The 17554-nt window shown below is 61.6% G+C and carries 16 protein-coding genes and 1 pseudogene; 4 read left to right on the forward strand and 13 right to left on the reverse strand.

Annotated elements, in window-relative coordinates; genetic code table 11:
* Position 1: 1 nt before the first annotated feature.
* From IE126_RS19755 to IE126_RS19800, 11 genes and pseudogenes are all read right to left on the reverse strand, one after another.
* A complete protein-coding gene (locus tag IE126_RS19755; protein WP_189381949.1) occupies positions 2-2935 on the reverse strand; it encodes a site-specific DNA-methyltransferase in 2934 nt (977 codons plus the stop codon).
* 4 nt (positions 2936-2939) lie between these two features.
* Positions 2940-3359 (reverse strand): hypothetical protein, encoded by a 420-nt coding sequence (locus IE126_RS19760; protein ID WP_189381950.1) that lies wholly within the window; start codon positions 3357-3359, stop codon positions 2940-2942.
* Entirely contained in the window at positions 3356-6421 is a 3066-nt protein-coding gene (locus IE126_RS19765; RefSeq protein WP_189381951.1) for a BPTD_3080 family restriction endonuclease, read from the reverse strand. Before IE126_RS19765 ends, IE126_RS19760 begins: the two co-directional genes overlap by 4 nt.
* Positions 6414-6623 (reverse strand): methylation-associated defense system helix-turn-helix domain-containing protein MAD1, encoded by a 210-nt coding sequence (mads1, locus tag IE126_RS19770; RefSeq protein WP_101922923.1) that lies wholly within the window; start codon positions 6621-6623, stop codon positions 6414-6416. The genes IE126_RS19765 and mads1 overlap by 8 nt, the downstream gene beginning before the upstream one ends.
* Positions 6624-6743: 120 nt before the next feature.
* Positions 6744-7406, reverse strand: a complete 663-nt coding sequence (locus IE126_RS19775; protein ID WP_189381952.1) for a hypothetical protein — start codon at positions 7404-7406, stop codon at positions 6744-6746.
* On the reverse strand, positions 7403-7975 hold the full coding sequence (locus IE126_RS26035; RefSeq protein WP_229825699.1) for a DNA methyltransferase: 573 nt from the start codon (positions 7973-7975) through the stop codon (positions 7403-7405). Before IE126_RS26035 ends, IE126_RS19775 begins: the two co-directional genes overlap by 4 nt.
* Positions 7976-8024: 49 nt before the next feature.
* Positions 8025-8486 (reverse strand): annotated as a pseudogene (locus IE126_RS26400) (DNA cytosine methyltransferase); the annotation flags it as partial.
* 5 nt (positions 8487-8491) lie between these two features.
* Complete coding sequence (locus tag IE126_RS19785) at positions 8492-9499, reverse strand: helix-turn-helix domain-containing protein (protein ID WP_189381954.1); 1008 nt, start codon at positions 9497-9499, stop codon at positions 8492-8494.
* On the reverse strand, positions 9496-9891 hold the full coding sequence (locus tag IE126_RS19790; protein ID WP_189381955.1) for a VRR-NUC domain-containing protein: 396 nt from the start codon (positions 9889-9891) through the stop codon (positions 9496-9498). The genes IE126_RS19785 and IE126_RS19790 overlap by 4 nt, the downstream gene beginning before the upstream one ends.
* A complete protein-coding gene (locus IE126_RS19795) occupies positions 9888-10121 on the reverse strand; it encodes a hypothetical protein (protein ID WP_189381963.1) in 234 nt (77 codons plus the stop codon). Before IE126_RS19795 ends, IE126_RS19790 begins: the two co-directional genes overlap by 4 nt.
* A 2-nt stretch (positions 10122-10123) precedes the next feature.
* A complete protein-coding gene (locus IE126_RS19800; RefSeq protein WP_052176218.1) occupies positions 10124-10372 on the reverse strand; it encodes a helix-turn-helix transcriptional regulator in 249 nt (82 codons plus the stop codon).
* A 624-nt stretch (positions 10373-10996) separates the two neighbouring features.
* On the opposite strand from IE126_RS19800, the gene IE126_RS19805 reads away from it, so the two are divergent.
* Positions 10997-11599: a hypothetical protein gene (locus IE126_RS19805; RefSeq protein ID WP_189381956.1), complete on the forward strand. Its 603-nt coding sequence runs from the start codon at positions 10997-10999 to the stop codon at positions 11597-11599.
* A 3-nt stretch (positions 11600-11602) separates the two neighbouring features.
* Here the strand turns inward: IE126_RS19805 and IE126_RS19810 are convergent, their stop codons facing one another.
* Complete coding sequence (locus tag IE126_RS19810; RefSeq protein WP_189381957.1) at positions 11603-12874, reverse strand: tyrosine-type recombinase/integrase; 1272 nt, start codon at positions 12872-12874, stop codon at positions 11603-11605.
* Positions 12875-13159: 285 nt separating this feature from the next.
* On the opposite strand from IE126_RS19810, the gene IE126_RS19815 reads away from it, so the two are divergent.
* From IE126_RS19815 to IE126_RS19825, 3 genes are all read left to right on the forward strand, one after another.
* On the forward strand, positions 13160-13675 hold the full coding sequence (locus tag IE126_RS19815; RefSeq protein WP_229825706.1) for a TIR domain-containing protein: 516 nt from the start codon (positions 13160-13162) through the stop codon (positions 13673-13675).
* 262 nt (positions 13676-13937) lie between these two features.
* Positions 13938-15095, forward strand: coding sequence for a toll/interleukin-1 receptor domain-containing protein (locus IE126_RS19820; protein WP_189381958.1), 1158 nt, complete (start codon positions 13938-13940; stop codon positions 15093-15095).
* Positions 15092-15697 carry an SLOG domain-containing protein gene (locus tag IE126_RS19825; protein ID WP_189381959.1) on the forward strand — a complete coding sequence of 202 codons (606 nt, stop codon included), beginning with the start codon at positions 15092-15094 and terminating at the stop codon, positions 15695-15697. The genes IE126_RS19820 and IE126_RS19825 overlap by 4 nt, the downstream gene beginning before the upstream one ends.
* Positions 15698-15897: 200 nt before the next feature.
* On the opposite strand, the gene IE126_RS19830 is transcribed toward IE126_RS19825, so the two are convergent.
* Positions 15898-17550: a recombinase family protein gene (locus IE126_RS19830; protein ID WP_189381960.1), complete on the reverse strand. Its 1653-nt coding sequence runs from the start codon at positions 17548-17550 to the stop codon at positions 15898-15900.
* Positions 17551-17554 lie beyond the last annotated feature (4 nt).

Here is a 17554-nt window from a genome sequence, read left to right on the forward strand (position 1 = left end):
CTCACTCCACCGCAAACACCTTCATCACCTCGTCCCCGAGGTGGTTGATCACCTTCACCGCGATCCGCCCCGACTTCGGCTTTGGGAACGGCCGCGATGTGTCGGAATACAGGCTCTCCCAGGCCTCCTCGTCGATCTCGGCCTTCAGCGTGGTCTTCAGCGCCTTGTAGGGGTCGTTCGCGCCGAGGAAATAAGCGTGGCGGACGAAGAACGACTCCTCGTTGTAGTCGGTGTCCAGCATCCACAGGGCGATGCCGTCGGTCCCCTCGCTCTGCACCTCGCCGGTCTGGGGCTTGAACACGTCCACGCCGAAGACCTGGACCTGCACCATGTCGTCGCCTGCATCGGTGATCCGGATATCCGGTTCGCCGAAGATCACGAACAGGTTGCCCGCGCCGGTGGTTTTCAGATCGCCACCCATGTGCAGGTCGGGGTTCATCCGGGCTTTCAGCACGCGGATGCGGCCAAGTTTGTCGAACTCGGAACTGTGGGCGTCATAGTTGAAAGCGCAGCAGATCAGTACGTCGAAACCGGCGTCGCCAGCCTCGCGCGCAGCGGCGACCAGATCGGGGCGGGAGACGGTGCCGAATTCGGGGCCGATGAACACGCCCGCACGGCGCTGGGTGTCGCCTTCCATGAAGGTGCCCTCGGCCGCCACCCACTTGCCGGGCCAGCCCTTCAGGCTGGTGAAGGTGATCCGGTCCTCCTTGTGCGCCTGCTGCACGCCTGCGGCTTTCAGGTTTTCCAGGACCATGTGGGCGAAGTCGGTAAAGTCGCGCGGGGCCTCGACGGCCTTGCGCTTGCCCTCGGCGGCTTCATAGGTGTCGATCAGCTCGTCGTCCCAATCGACGGCGAGGGTGCGGTGGGGCGACAGGCTTTCCACGGTGAAGGGGCCTGCGACGCGGACTTTAGATTTGTCGTCGTAGGGCTTGTCGTAAAGGTATTCGAATTCGGCCTTGGCGGCGATGCTGGCGTCGATCTCGCGCTGGCGGGCGATGCGCGCCTCCCAGAACCGTTTCAGAGCGGCCTGCGCGGGGGCGGGCCAGTCTGAGGGGGCCTCTCGCGGGATTTCCCATTCCATCAGGCCGTTCGCCGGGGCCATCTCGCCGGAGGGGAGCTTGACCTCACCCCTCGCGGTGAAGTCGATCTTGGCGCCCGCGCGGCCGCCGGTTTCCACCTTGAAGGGGGTGGGGTGGCCCGCAAGGGCGGCGTTCAGGGCGGTGATGGCGTCTTCGACAACGGGCTGCATCCGGTCCCAGATCACGTCGATCTCAGCGTTTGCCGCAATGTTGCTCAACATGATGTGCGGCACACGATGGTAGACAAAGCCCTGCCGGATGCTTCCTTGGGTGGGAGTTGTCTTCGGCGGCGTGCGGGTGACCTCACCCTCCTTTTGTTGACCTTCAGGGCTGTCAGCTAGCAGGTAATATGGATAGCGCGCGCCCATTAGGCGCGAGCGGGCAAGCGCAATGGCGACGCGGCTCGTATCGATGGTGATCCAGCGGCGGCCCCATTGCTCAGCTACATATGCCGTAGTGCCTGAGCCGCAGGTCGGGTCAAGAACCAGATCCCCTGGGTCGGTTGACATCAGCATGCACCTTTGGACGACAGTCAGGGCAGTCTGGACAACATACGTCTTTTCGCCCCCAAACTGGTTCTGACCAAGGGTGTCAGTCCAAAAGTCACCTAGTGAATATGCCGAAAAATCATCGAGAAACCGGACATAACCTATATTGTTGTCTGAGGGCTCGACTCTGTCTGCCTTTAGAAGTCTTTCCATGCCCGTTTCATTAGTCTTCCAGCGTACACTGAGGGAGGGCTTGAACGCCTTTCCAAGAAGGCTCACAGGAAACCAAGATGCTGCGCCTTCCCCTTTTTCGCGCCCCATGCTCTGGCTGGTCAGATTGTCTCGGAAGAAAATCTTTGTTCCAGCGGGTACTTCCCGTGTTCCTTGGATTTCCTCTTTTGTCATGGGGCGCTTACTGCCATCGGGATATCGGATAGTTCGATATCCAGTCCCACCCTTCTCACCAGGTTTCTTTTCGAGCCAGTAAGTTCGATACTTGATGTGGGTTTTTCGCCTTGCGAACCAAACAATAAAGTCGATGGTGTTTCCAAGGTAGTCGCCAGTGCTACTGCTAGTTTTGGCGAATGGGATTTGCGCGACAAAATTGTCTTCCCCAAACACCTCCTCCATTAGCGCGCGCACGCGGTGGACGTTCTCGTCACCAATCTGAACGAAAACGCTTCCGCTGTCGGTCAACAGGTCACGCGCAACGGTCAGCCGGTCGCGCAGGTAGGTCAGGTAGGAATGGATGCCGTCCTTCCAGGTGTCGCGAAAGGCGCGGACCTGTTCGGGTTCGCGCGTCACATGGGTCTTGTCGCCATCCTTGACGTCGCGCGAGGTGGTGGACCACTGGAAGTTGGAGTTGAACTTGATGCCATAGGGCGGGTCGAAATAGATGCACTGTACCTGACCGCGCAGCCCCTCACGCTCGGCGAGGCTGGCCATCACCGACAAGCTGTCGCCCGAGATCATCCGGTTCGACCAGTGCTGGTCGTGCTGGTAGAACTCGGTCGCGGCCTCGGCATCCGGCAGGCCGTTGAAATCGGCGAACATGTCGAACTGGGGCGCGTCCTTCGCCGCTTTGGCCCGGTTCGCGCTTTCGCGTTTCAGGTCGTCGATGATGACCTTGGGGTGGACCTTTTCCTGAATATACAGCGGCGGGGCCTGAACGATCAGGTCGGACCAGTCCTGCTCATCCTTGCCGCGCCAGACCAGCTGCGGATCCAGATCGCGGTTGCGGCGTTCGTAGGCGAGCTGGATGGGCGTCTTGTCCTGATCGCGCATCAGGCTTTCGAACTCGGCCGTCGGGATGTTCTTGCGCGTGGCGTCGTGGGTGAGGGTTTCGACCTCGATGGGTTTCTTGGCCATGGGGTCAGCCTCTTCTTCTTTGCACAGTTACTGAAAAGCCGGTCGCGCGGTCGATCTGAAGCCAGGGGGTCACCAGTGCTTCGCCCTTATCCGTCAGGTGAAACATGCCGTCGTCCATGCGAATGCAGCCAGCATGATCAAGCGCCTGCATGACGGAGCGATCCGGGTGGATGAAGCCGTCGTCAAGTGGAATGCCGGTAAGTGGAATCGGTCCATCTGCGATTTGCAGGTATGCCACGAGATAGGCCGAGCAACGGGGGCTGCGCCAATCGATGACGCGGTCGCTTTCGTACCACCAGGCTTTGCGAGCGGCTTCGCTTCGCGGTGCGGGCTCGAGCCGCTTGTTGGACGATGCCTCCGAAAGGCTCGGGTCGAAGAATGAAGACCAGTTATTGAGGATCTCGCGGGCGTCATGGAAGTTCATTCGATCAGGTCTCCCTGACGGGCGGGGCCAGCTCCGAGCGTTTCGAGTAGTTTGTCGAACTCCTCCTCCATCTCGTAAACCGCAGTGAACTCGGCAAACTCCCAGCGCCCGAACTTGCCGAGGTTGTTCACGCCCGGCACCCAGTAGGCGCGCATGGTGTTCGCCTTGTCCTTGGCATCCTCGCCGCGGTAGCCCTTGATCTCGACGATCAGGTTCAGCGGGTCAGGCTTGCCGTCATCGATCTGGACGATGAAGTCAGGCAGGTATTTGCGCGGGGTGGAGCCGGAGAGGTAGGGCACTTCGAGGCCAAGCCCCTGGTTCTTGACGTAGGACAGCACGCGCGGGTGGCTTTCGGCGACGCGGGCGAACTCGGCCTCCCAATCGCTGTCGCAGACGACCCAGTTGACGTGGGACTTGTCGGGGCGGGTCTGCCAGCGCAGCGCCTTGGAAGTGGTGAAGTTGACGTAGGCGGTCGTGCCGGTGGGATTATAGGCGTCGAGGATCGCCTTGATCTGGTTCTCGCCCTTGAGGGATTCCGTGATGGCCGCCTTGATCCGCTCGGCCGCCATGTCGGCGATTTCCGGATAGAGAACCTGGCCCATGTGGGTTCCGCCTGTGCAACGCAGGTAGCCGCCATCTAGCCATTGGCGTGTGATGCGCTTCATCTGGCCGAAGAGGTGAAGTTTCGGGGCCTCGCCATGGTCGCGATACTTGTGAGTGATCAGGTGGCGTGCGAGGCGGAACATGATGGTGGAAGGGCGCAGGTCCTCCGGCTGCTCCAGGGTCAGGTCAACGCCTTCGCCGATGATCCCCTGGTTAGTGGTTGTGGAGGGGCCGAGAAGCTGCGGGGTCAGTTCCAGGATATGGTCAGGGCTGAAACTTGCCTCAAGCCGTTCATCCGGCAATTCGACCCGATAGCCTTCGACACGGGGGAAGGTGATTTCCAGCGCGTCGCGATCAGGCTTAACGGCGTGGACGCGGACGGTTTCGCGCGGAGCCGCCGGGGGGGAGATTACCGGTTTCGCGGTGAAGTCGAATGGAATGCCCAGGACATCGGCATATTCGACGTTGAAGAGCCCCTCGTCGTTCAGTTCATAGGATTGGCGGCGCAGCGCGCGGCCGATCACCTGTTCGCACAAGAGCTGCGTGCCGAAGGCGCGGACGCCAAGAACGTGGGTGACGGTGTTCGCGTCCCACCCTTCGGTCAGCATGGAGACCGAGACTACACAGCGGATCTGTTCCCCGAGGCGACCCTTCTTGCCGACGGTGTTCATGACCTCGCGCAGCAGGGTGGATTCGTCGATCTTGTCGCCAGCCGTGATGTCGCCCGTCCGCTCGACCATCTCGCGCTTGAACTGCTCGATTTCGACAGCCGCCATTTCGCGGAAATCCTTGTCGAGCGCCTCGCCGGACTCGAGCTGAGCGCTATCGATCAAGATTGTGTTCGGCCGCGGCATGCGGTTGCCGAAGTCGTCGTAATTCCGGAACAGGGCAAGGCGGCCATTCTCAAGGGTGGTCTCGGTGCCGTCGTCGCTGACCCGATCAAAACCCGAGATGTATTTGTAGATCAGTTCTGAAGTCGCCGTGTTGTTGCAGACGACGATGAACACCGGCGGTACGCCGATCCCCTTGTCCTGCCAAAGCTGGAAGGTCTTTTCGTAATGACCGTAGAGGGCTTCCAATGCGGTCAGCAGCTCGACCGGCAGGCTGAACGGATCAAGCGCCTTGCCTGCCGCACGTCCCTTTTTGGGGAGCTTCTTGCCGATGTGGTCCCAGAGATTGCGGAACTTTGGCGTATCGCCGCCCGGCACGTTGTCTGCAATCGGCACGCGCGGCAACTTTACGATCCCGCATTCGATGGCGTCCATCAGCGAGAAGTCGGACATCGTCCAGGGAAACAGCGTGCCTTCGATGTATCCTGAGCCTCGAAGGAAGAACGGTGTGGCCGATAGGTCGTAGACGAGGCTGATGCCAAGCTTCCGCTTGACCGCTTCAAGGCCGGATATCCACATGCGGGCGGCCTCGTTGTTCTCCTTGGCCTCGCTTTTTTCGTCGCCCTTCAAGTCGTCTTCGGTTTCGCCAACGGCATCCTTTACCCGCTCGCGATAGCAGTGATGCGCCTCATCGTTCAGAACGACGATGTTCTTCTGGCCCATCAGGTCACCCATGACCCTTTGGATCATCTCGCCCTCGGTCTCCAGCGTCTGGACTTTTTCGCCGCGCCAGCCCTCCAGTGCCTGCCTGGTGCCTTTGGCGATCACCAGTTTTTCGCGCAGCTTGAATGCGTGATAGTTTGTGATCACGATTTTGGCTGCCTGGATGTCGCGCAGCATGTCGGGCGGCGTGATCTCGCGCGAACGATAGTAGCTTTCAGGGTCGTTCGGCAGCAGGACGCGCAAACGGTCCCGGATCGTGATGCCAGGCGAGACGATCAGGAACCGGCTGGAGAACTGCTTGCTGTTCGGGTGACGCACGGCGTTAACCGTCTGCCACGCGATCAGCATCGCCATGACGGTGGTCTTGCCCGCCCCGGTCGCGAGCTTCAACGCAAGGCGCATCAGTTCGGGATTGGCCTGCTCATTGGCCCCCTTGATGTGCGCCCAGAACTTGGCGACGCGCGGCCCCATCTTCGGCGCGACCTCGGTCAACCAGATCGCGGTTTCGACGGCTTCGATCTGGCAGAAGAAGGGGCGGACGCCCTCGAACTTGTGGTGTCGCCAATGTTGCAGCAGTCGGGCTGTTTCCGGTGTCACGAGCCACTGGTCAGGGTTCGGAAGATTGCGCCACGTTTCGACATATCCCCGAACCTCGTTGATGATCGGGGTGGGGTTGTACTCCTGATCTGCGGTCGAAAGATCGTCATCGGCACCGAGCAGCAGAGCGCCCTGCTTCTTGCTTTGCCGTTGCTTTTTCGTTTTGGGGACCGGCGTAATCAGGTCTGAGCGGCGCCTGGTCTCGATGATGCGGTTCGTCGGCTGACCGTCAGTGTCTAGTTCCCAATGGCGGCCGGGGTATTCGTAGGGGGAATTCAGGATCGGCTTTTCGAAGAACTGCTCAGACATTGGGGGAGTCCTTTGCAGCGTTCCCCTTCACCACCGCCTTCTGTTCGTCGATCCACTGATCAATATCGTCGTGCTTGAACCGCCATTGGCCTCGAACCTTGAACGCCGGGATCTGGCCTGTTTGCGCCATCGTGTAGACAGTCTTCTCTGCAACCTTCAACAAAATGGCGACCTCTGGCAAAGTGAGAATGGGGTCCGTCATGGACCTGCTCCCTCTCGAATGTGATGAGGGGGAGCGTGCCAGACTTCGCCAAACATTACTAGGATATGATTGCTACAGGTTGCGCGCAGGCCAATCAGTTTCTTCGAGCCTACGATCCCCTTACCTCAGCCACGGCCGCGCCTTCGGCATCGCCACCGTCACCTCGACCTCGCGTAGCATCCCGCCCGCGATAAGTCCCTCGCGGACCCAGCCCAGCGCTTGCCACCAGTCGTCATAGCCGCGACGGGCAGCGTCGATCTGCTGCGGGTGGGGAGAGAAGGTGACGGGGCAGGCCAGGATATCGACGGTCTTCCACGTGGCGCGCGCGCCCGGGCCGCGCACGCGGACGCGCTCGGTACCTACGACGATGGCGCCCGCGTGCGTGCCGTGCTGGTTCTGCTTGACGATGGTCGGCACGCAGCGCGGGACGGCGCCGGGCATCCAGTCCGGGGTCAGCCCGGCGCGGGCCAGTTCGGCGACCCGGATCGCCATGCGCTTGCCGCCGAGGCTGTCGGGGATCCTGGCGACGGTAGCGGCGATCACCTCGGCGTCCTCGTGGGTGTAGTCACCGATCTTGTGCTGGCCGCCGTCGATCTTGCAGCCTAGCACGGCGCGCTGCAGCAGGACGTATTCGAGGCCGAAGCCGAAACCTTCCTCAATGACGTCTTGACGCAGGGGTAGTTCCAGCTGCGCCTGTTCCACCCGGAACGCCCATTCCAGCGCCGCCTGCACGCCCAGCGCGCGCTTGATCCTGGTGCCGCTGACGCGGCCGTGGAAACTCATGGCTGCAATCCTTCAAGGAAATCCATCTGCGCTGGGCGTTGGGCTGCATCCGTCGGCCGCCAGATCCACGGGCCCGAGGCCATGGGCAGCTGCGAGAGCGCGCCACGCATGTGCTGCTGCCAGAGGGTGAACTCCGTTGCCGAGCAGCCGCAGAGCGCGTGCCCGATGGGCCAGCCCATCAGCCATCCGACGAAGAGCGGGTTCAGCCGCCGCCGCGACCGGCCCTTCAGGATCCGCCGCGAGACGGCGCGCCCATGCGAGGCAATCATCGAAGCCCAGAGCGGGCGCGAGATCGGGGCGTGCGGCGAGGACCGTCGCCCATCCGGCGAGATCGCCGGGGCCGGGCGGGTGAAGCCCTGCTCCGCCCGATAGTGCAGCAGGTCCATCCGGGACTTGCCGTCGGTGCGGGTGATGCTGGCCTCGCTGCTGCCCTTCCAGTTCTGCGCCGCCGGGGTCGGCCAGTGGTTGGGCAGGGCCTTCGCGATACCCAGCGCCAAGGCCTCTGCCTTGCGGGTGAAGTCGCTGTTCCCGGCCGGGTTGTAGCGGCCGGTGCCGGGATGCAGGCTCATCGGTGTGGGCCAGGATGAAGATCCGCAGCCGCTCATGCGGCGCGCCGACCTCTGCCGCCGAGAAGAGGCCCGCCGCAGGCGAGTAGCCCATTGCCCAAAGCTCTCGCAGGACGGTCTCGAGGCCGAGGGTGACGTGACCGGCGACGTTTTCGAGGAAGACCCATTCCGGGCGACATTCGCCAATGACGCGGGCGACGTCGGGCCAGAGGTGGCGGGGATCGTCGGCGCCGCCACGCTTTCCGGCCGCGCTGAAGGGCTGGCAGGGATAGCCTGCGAGGACAGCATCGAACGCACCGCAGAAGGGGCGAGCGTCGAAGCTGCGCAGGTCGGTCCAGATCGGGGCCGGGGCGAAATACCCCGCGCGCTGGGCCGCGAGGAGGACGGTGCGCGGCCAGTCTTCCCACTCGACGAAGGCGCGGGTGTGATAGCTGGGCTCGGCGAGCATGAGGCCCAGATCAAGGCCTCCGCCGCCTGCGCAGAGGGACAATCCGTGCCGGGGACGAAGCACCATGCCATTCACCGCACTCCCCGCTCACGCAGGCGTTCGGCCGTCACCAGTCCCCTCGCCAACATGGCGTCGCGCATCGTGTTGCTGATCGCGCTGACCGGCAGGTAGCGGTCGGAGTTGACCAGATCGGCGTAGAAGGCGGGCAGGTCGGTGATCGGCTTTGCCGCCGGGGCAGGGGGTGTTTTGGACGTCCTGCGCTTCCGGCCCACATCCTCGACCTTGCGCTGGGCTGCCCGTTGCATCGCCCGGTCCAGTGCCTTCGGCCCGTCTGGCGGTTCGGGGTGTTCCTGGCGGGAGGCCTCGGCCGCGGCGATGATCTCCGCCTCGGTCAGGCCCAGCTCGTCGCGCCAGCGCTGAACGTGCAGCCGGGGTGGCCAGCCTTGCCACCAGCCGGGCAGGGCGGCGGGATCGAGGCTCAGCGCGCCGAGCAGGTCCCCGAAAACCTCATCGGAAATCGCCGCGCGCGCCTGCGCGCCCTCCTCCTCCTTTACTGGTTTACTTAGAGGTTCCCTTACAGGGTTAGTGTCCGAAATCCGGACACGGCTTTCGGCATTTTCCGGACACGGCTCGGTGGGAAAATCGGACACGGCTCCGGCACAATCCCCGTGTCCGAAATTCGGACACGGCAGGGCGACGGCCGCGGCATCCAATTGCGAACCCTCTGCCATCTCGGCGATTTCTGCATGGGTGCACGCCCCGTGTCCGATTTCCGGACACGGCACCACAGCCAAAGGTGTAAAGCCTGGCTCGAACCCCAGGATGTAGCGGGTCGGCAGTTGGCGCTTGGTCACGGGATCGAGACGCGGCACGCGCCGCAGCAGGCCGACCGCCTCGAGCTGGCCAAGGTGATCGTTCAGCGTGGACCGGCTGATCTCGCAGTCATGCGCCAGCCGACCTTGGGAGGGGAAGCAGCCGTAGTCCGGGTTGAACCGGTCGCAGAGGTGCCAGAGCACGATCTTGGTCGTCGGCTTCAGCCCGCGCTGCTTGATGGCCCAGTTGGTGGCCTCGTGGCTCATGGCGCGGGTCTCCGCAGGGCTGGTGCTATGCGCGTGGTGAAGCCGCGATCGGCCAGCGCGCCCAGCGCGTCGTCGAGACTGCGTACCAGCGCCCAGCCGAACCCCTGCGCCTGCACCGCATCGCGGAACGCCTCTTGTTCCGGCAGCAATCGCCCCTTCGGCGCCTTCAACTCGAGGAACAGGATGCGGCCGTCGAAAATCACCATCAGATCGGCGAACCCGGCATGGACGCCCATGCCCACCAAGATCGCCTGGCGCTTGGCCCCGCGGGGCCCGGCCTCGGTCACCTCATTGGCGCAGTGGTGGATGATGGCGGTGCGGGGCAGAGCGATGCGCAGCGCCTGCACCACGGCGCGCTGCAGGTCGGCCTCGGGAGTGCCGCGGCGTTTCATCGCGCGGCCCTCCCCTGATCCTCGCGCTGGGCGCGCCGCACCGGCCGCCGTGCGTCAACGACCACCAGCAGGCGCTGGGCATCAGCACGCTCGCCCGGGGTCTCGCCATGCTGGGCAAGCACGTTGCAGGCGAGCCGGATGAGGAGATCGCTGTGATGCGCGACGTCGGCGATGACGGCGCGGGCCTCGGCGACGCGGTCGGCGGGCCAAGCGGAACTACGGTGCTGCATGGTCACGACCGCCCCCGCGTCTTGCGCACCGGATGGGCCTGTTCCTGCGCGCGGATCCATTCCTGAATGGCGGCGCGGCGGTAGAAGGTCTTTCGACCTATGCGTGTGCAGGGCGGCCCTTGGCGGCGGGCTTCCCACCGGGACAGCGTGTCTGCCGTCAGGCCCAGCGCCCGGGCCAGCTGCTCCCGGCTGATCCAGTCAGCCAGGAGGTCGGGGATATCCTCGTCAAGATCGGTCTGAATGTCCTTCATCGGCTGCTCCATTCGCGCGGCGCCCCTCTGGTGGGGGTCGGTTCAGCGAAGCAGAGCGCGAGGACCGGAAGACAGGCGGAAGGTGGAATAGAGGGGCGCCACCTCGTTCCACCCCATGTTTCATTGGATTTTCTTGGCTCTTGCCAGTCCGGGCCACCCAAGGCAGAAACCTCCGCGCCCGTCATCCAAGGCGGTTCCGGGCGGCGATGTATGCGCGTGCATCACCGTTCCCTACGGGGAGGGCGATTTGACCGGCCTTCGGACGGATTCGCCGCTTTTCAGGGGAGCGGAATTGCCGGAATGGGATGTTCCGGTCGGGTTCCGCAGGCGCTCGACGATATCCACATGTTCTTTCTTTGTTCGGGTGGCGCATCACAGGTTTGTGGTTGCGCGCTCGCCTTCTGGATGCGTAAACTTTTGGCTGAGCAGTCCATAAGAATCGAAAAGACGAACACAGTCGGATGCCTGCGCCGGTGACGGTGTGGCTCTGGCGTACAGGCGGTTTTCCTCGACGACGTGCTCTCCACCCCGTAGGCCCGCGCGCCTCGCGCGATGGGTCATTTGTAACCCGCGCGCCGACGGCCTTGGCCGATCGATGGAGCACGTCTGAAAGGAGATTGTTTCATGCCGCTTCCGCCCGTTGCCTTCTTCTCGATCTACGAAATCGCCGTGCGCTGGGGCTGTCACCCGGCCGATGTGGCGGGCTGGGCGGCGGCGGGCCATCTGCATGTGGTGGCGGGCATCCCTCCGGTCCTCTGCGGCGACGAGACAGTGGCCGGGATGGTTCAGGTGCCGATGGCGGAACTGATGGGGATGTTCCGGCGGATGGGGCCGAGCGACGAGCAGGCGCGGCTCAGGCGGGTCATGCCGCTCGGCAGCAAGACCTGGCTCAAGATCACCGATCCGGCCGAGGGTGTGCCGGTCCGCTCCTCTGACCTGCTACTGGACTCCGGAACACTGCAGGCATTCGAGGAGGAACGCGATCTGCTGCGGCGCCCGGCTTCCACCATCGGGGCCAGCCCGCGCTACGATTGGGACGCGATGTACGCGTGGCTGACGTGGTTCCTGTTCGAAAAGGGCGTGCCCGACACCCAAACCGCGCTGGTCACATTGGTGCAGGACTGGTTCGTGCAGAACTCGAAGTCGGGCGAGGTGCCAGATGAGAGCACCATCCGCAAGCGGCTTACCTCGCTCTGGCGCAAGCTTCGCGGCGAGGAAACCGTGTGAGGCTCAGGCTGATTTCGGCAGGTCGGTCCCGTCCTGCGCTGCGTCATGCACAAGGCGCGGCCGCGGGCGCAGGAGGCTGGCCACCGTGTCGACGCCCGCCCGCAGGGGGGAGTCCATCAGGTGCGCATAGCGCTGGGTGGTCTGCATCTGACTGTGGCCCAAGAGCTTGCCGATCATTTCCAGCGACGCGCCGCCGCTGACGAGGAGCGAGGCGAAGGTGTGGCGCAGGTCGTGGATGCGGACGTCGGCCAGTCCGGCGTCCTTCTGTGCCTTTGCCCAGAAGCGGCGGATTTCCCGTACCGGCTGGCCGATGGTGTCGCCGGGGAACAGCCACGGGTTTCCCCGCGGTACCGCGTGCTGGCGCAGGCGCACGATGGCCGCGACGTCCTGCGAAATCGGGACGCGATGGATCTTGCGCTGCTTGGTGGTCGAGGCGGGTTTCGACCAGATCGCATAGTCGAGGTTGAACTGTTCGAACCGGGCCGTCCGGACCTCGCCCACCCGGGCGCCGGTCAGCATGCACATGCGGATGATCGCCGCGGCGCGCTGATCCTCGGCGGCATCCAGCACGGATGCCAGCCGTGTCAGCTCCTCGGGCGACAGGAACCGCTCGCGGGCATGCTCGATGCGCCGATGGAAGCCTTGTGCCGGATTATCCGTCCGCCATTCCCATTCCACGGCCAGCGTGAACATCTTGCGCAGCACCTCGCCCATGCGGTTGGCGCGGATCGGGGTGGGCTTGTGACCCTGCAGCTTGCGCGCCCGGTTGTTTGGTTTCGCCTTGCAGGGGCGGGGGCGACCCTCGGCCACGAAATCGAGGAACTTCGCGACGTCGGACTTGGTGATCTCCGACACCAGTTGGTTGCCCCAGGCCGGTTCGACCATCTTCTTCAGCATCGACACCTGGTCGCCCGCGTTGGTCTTCGCCAGTTTCGGCAGATGTTCGGCGATGTAGCGGTCGATCATGTCCGTGACGCGCGGGGCCCCACGCCGCTCGTCGCGCGCCGCCAGAGGATCCTGCCCTTCGTCGATGGCGCGGCGCAGTTCCTTGGCGCGTTCGCGCGCGGCCGTGACGCTCCACTCCGGCCAGCGCCCGATGGTCATCCGCCGCTGCCGCCCGGCGTACCGGTAGTCGATGGTGAAGGTCCGCGCGCCCGAGGCCTGCACCCGGGCGGCGAAGCCGATCACCTCCGTGTCGAAAATCTGATAGCTGACGCCGGGCTTCGGTTCCGCCTCGCGCAGGGTTTTTTCATTCAGTTTCAGTCGCTTGACCATCCATTCCGCCTCCTTGCCCGACGACACAGGCGTAGACCCGCGCCACTATCAAGTCGGAGCATGGGGCGGCGGCCGGAATACAGGCGGAAGGTGGAACTGGGGCGGGGAGGGGCGTTCCGGGTTTGCGGTTCAAAGCGATAGGGGGTGAGAGCACGGTTGCACTAACGATGGACTGGATTCGCGGATCAAGAGTTCCAGCGTCTGCCGGATGCACTCACTGCGTAGGCCACCCGCTTTACCTGTTTGCGCAGCTCAACTAGGCTCGCTCTAGTTGAGAATCGCGTCGTGCAGGAGGGACTTAGGTTGGCTCGGAAGTGTTTCTATAGTTTCCATTATTCTCCCGATAATTGGCGCGCTTCGACGGTGCGTAATATTGGTGCGATCGAGGGCAACAAACCAGCCTCGGATAACGACTGGGAGACAGTAACCAAAGGAGGCGATGCAGCAATCAAGAAATGGATTGCAGATCAGATGGCGGGTCGTACCTGCACGATTGTTCTCGTTGGGTCTCAGACGGCTAATAGGAAGTGGATCAATCACGAGATCATCAAGTCATGGGATGATGGAAAAGGGGTTGTGGGAATTTACGTCCACGGGATCAAGGACGTGAACGGAAACACGACTGCAAAAGGAAACAATCCCTTCGACTATATTGGGTACGGAAATACTGGAAAAATGCTGTCGTCAATCGTTAAGTGCTATGATCCGCAAGGTGCCGACAGCAAAGCACGCTACGACTGGATCTCTAACAACCTTTCGGCTGCTGTCGAAGAGGCGATCAAGATTCGGAATGCAAACTAGGATCGGTGTCGGCACCTAACGCGTGATGTTATTGTCGCAATGTGTGTCAGTAGGCCAAGAGTGTCGGTTTGCGTGCAAAACATGACAGTATCAGTGTGATCAGGTGGATGAGCGCGGCGAAATATCCAATAGTAGGTGCTTAGATGCCTGCACTGCTATGGCCAGCGAGCGGCAACTCTAAGTGGCTTCGGCTCTCGATTGCCACTTGTCGTGTCCTTCGTTGGAGCGATCACGGAGGACGGGCTTTCAAGATAGGTTTTCAATGGCGCTCTATGAAGTATTGATCATCGGCTCACCCGAAGCAAACCAGATCGCGGCAATTACTAAGCAGCTTGAAGATGTGGCGAAAGTCATGTCACTCGACGTTCCAGAAGATCTTTCGATACTGACAACAGTGGACCTTCAAAAGCGTAGCCCAAAAGCCGCGACAGTAGCACTGTACTTCGGTGGCGACCCTACGGTCGACGTCGATGCAGTAAATCAACTCGAGGCAGCAAAAGTGCCCATCGTGCCCGTTGTTGAAAAGGGCAAGTCTGTCACTGCAGCAGTGCCGCACGAAATTGCACACACGAACGCTTGCCTCATTGATGTTGGTGATGACACTCTGGAGGCTCTTGCATCAGTGTCTCTTGAGGTTTTGGGACTTCTGCATCGGCAGCGCCGTATCTTCATCAGCTACCGGCGAACTGACTCTCGTGAGGCAGCTCTTCAGCTTTTCGACGAGCTGTCCAGTCGGGGCTTTGACGTATTCTTGGACACCCACGACATCCGTCCGGCCGAAGCTTTCCAAGAAATGCTGTGGCATCGTTTGTCAGACTGTGACGTAACCGTCATGCTTGACACGAAAGACTACTTTGGAAGCAAGTGGACAGCGCAAGAACTCGGGCGCTCGCAAGCTCTTGGTATCCAGATTCTCCGTATCGTCTGGCCTGAACACAGCGGATCGCGACATCTGTCGCTGAGCGACACAGTTCGGCTTGCCACGGACGATCTCGATGCAAGTAATAGGCTTCGACCAGAACTCCTGGCGCTCATTGCGAAGAAAGCCGAGGCGCTTCGAAGCCGCAGCATTGCGACCCGGCACCTCGATCTCGTCGGACGACTTAAGAGCGAAGTGGTTCGAATAGGCGGTCAATTTGAGGGCATCGGTGCTTACCGTTCGGTAAGCTTGACGCTACCTGGCGGTCGCAGGTTGGAGGCCTATCCGATGGTGGGTGTGCCCACTGCAGAGATGCTGAACGACATTCAAGACAAAGCTGGCAAGGCTGGCCATGGCAGGTTTCCCTGCTTGGTTTACAATCACATTGGAATACGTCCCGCTTGGATCGAGCACCTGCGTTGGCTGGACGCCCAGATATCTTCAGTGCGCACTTTGAAGGTCTCGGATGCGGGCTGGGAACTGGTGGAGTGGGATGAATGAGACAGCATCGGTCGATTTTCCTTTCGGCAGGTGTGCCTGACCCAAGTGCGAAGCACTTTATGGGGGAAGGCGATACAGCAGCGATTTCCGCTTTGGTCAGTGCACTTCTCTTTGTCGCACTAGGGCGCCGTCCTATCGTATGGGGCGGACACCCGGCCATAACGCCCATGGTTTGGGCTTATGCGGAGGCTCTGAATGTTGATTACAGTAAATGGATTACGCTCTACCAAAGCGAGTTTTTTCAGGACGATTTTCCGGAGGAGAACAATCGTTTTGGAAACGTGATCGTGACCGAGGCTGTGAACGGTGATCGAGAGCAGAGTCTCGCGGTGATGAGGCGGCGTATGCTTTCTGAGAATGAGTTTGAAGCTGCAGTTTTCGCTGGAGGCATGGCGGGAATATTCGATGAGTATCGACTGTTCGTTGAGCTGGCCGAAGGCGCTGCTGTCTTGCCTATCGTTTCGACCGGCGGTGCTGCGGCCCTTCTGGGCAAAGAAATCATGGCTAGCAGCGACTTCGCTAACGAGCTCGACTACGTCGCGCTGCTGTTCGACCGTTTGGCGATAGATCCAAACGAACCAAGAGAGCTAGCCGGGCACTGACATTCATGCGATTGCACTTAGGCGGATCGAACGAGAGCGCTTGTCAACGCTTGGTCAACCCGTGGCGTCAGTTTTGGTGCTTCCACTTCCGTCGAAATCCGTCTTCATCCGTCGAGAAGCATCGAGTAGTTCAAAGAATTCAAATGCCTGCGTCGTAGTCGTTGATTTGATTGGGCTGGCGTGAATGCGTGGACTTCGGCTCATAACCTGAAGGCCGCAGGTTCAAATCCTGCCCCCGCAACCATCTTTACTTGCGAAGACCCCGCCCCCGAGGCGGGGTTTTTCGTTTGCGTAGAAATCGTAAGGATTCCAGCAAGATCGCCTTGAACGTCGATCTCCACCTTGCCCTCAACAGGCGTCAGCACGATCTGATCTACCAACGAGCGAATGGTGTCCGCTGCCTCTACCCGCTTGCCCTCTTCTTCATCCTGAAGCGACTCGTAGAGCTGCTGGATGCGCTTGCGGTATTGCAGCGCCATGCTCGGGTGCAGCAGGGGCGGCGGCTCGTCAGCTTCGGCCAGGAACAGTTCCAGTTCCTTCTTCCGCTTTTCCAAGCTCACCATCTTCGCATTGAGAGCGTCTGCAGCGCCGCCTTTAAGGATCAGGTTGAGAAGGGTTTCGAGTTCCCGATCAATCTTCGCGATCTCGGCTTCCGCTGAGGCAATACCGACGCGGCCTTCCATTCGTAGGCGGTTCATCTCTTGCGTGAACACCTCGCAGAAATGGGCAAACAGCTCGGGGTCAACGAGTCTGGTGCGCAGCGCATTCAGCACGCGCGATTCCAACTCGTCGCGACGGATATTGACGCGGTTGTCGCAGGTGCCCTTGTTTCGAGCTGTAGAGCATCCGATCAGCGTTGCCGAGATCGCGGAGTACCCGCCACCACAGCATGAACATTTGGTGAGGCCCGAGAAGAGGTATTTGGGGCGCCGCCGATGATTGACGGTGCGGACATCTGTGCTTCCGTTGTCGTCGCGGGTGAGCTTGTTCTTCTCCTGCCGTGCCTTCACGGCATTCCAGAGATCGTCGTCGAGTATCCGGAGCTCTGGCGTCTCCTGGATGACCCATTCCGATTCCGGGTTGGGGCGCGCCTGCCGCTTTCCGGTGTTCGGGTCCTTTACGAAGCGCTGCCGGTTCCAGACGATCTTGCCGACATACATCTCATTATTGAGGATGCCGTTGCCACGCTTCGGGTTACCGTTGATCGTGCTGAAACCCCAGTCGCCGCCCGAAGGGGACGGAATGCCGTCCTTGTTCAGTGCAAAGGCGATGGTCTTGGCCGACTTGCCGGCGGCGTAGTCGTGGAAGATGCGGCGAACGACGGCGGCCTGGTTTTCGTTGATGGTGCGGTCGCCGCGAATGGGTTCGCCATTGGCGTCCAGCTTCTTGACCACATCGTAACCATAGGAATTGCCGCCACCCGATTTGCCAGCCTCGACACGGCCGCGCTGGCCGCGGCGGGTCTTGTCGGCAAGATCCTTGAGAAAGAGGGCATTCATTGTGCCCTTGAGGCCGACATGCAGATGGCTGACCTCGCCCTCCGACAGGGTGAACATCTTCACATCCGCATAGGACATGCGTTTGAAGATTCCGGCGATGTCTTCCTGATCACGCGAGAGGCGATCCATTGCCTCTGAGAGGATCACGTCGAAACGACCGGCCATGGCGTCGGTCATCAGAGCCTGGATACCCGGACGGATCAGCGAAGCGCCAGAGATTGCGTGGTCGGTATATTCTTCGACGACGTGCCAGCCTTGCTTTTCGGCGTGGAGGCGGCACATGCGAAGTTGGTCGGCGATGGAAGCGTCGCGTTGATTGTCGGAAGAATAACGGGCGTAGATCGCGACTTTCAAAACA

The sequence above is a fragment of the Gemmobacter nanjingensis genome (assembly GCF_014652195.1).
GTDB classification, from domain to species: Bacteria; Pseudomonadota; Alphaproteobacteria; order Rhodobacterales; family Rhodobacteraceae; genus Gemmobacter; species Gemmobacter caeni.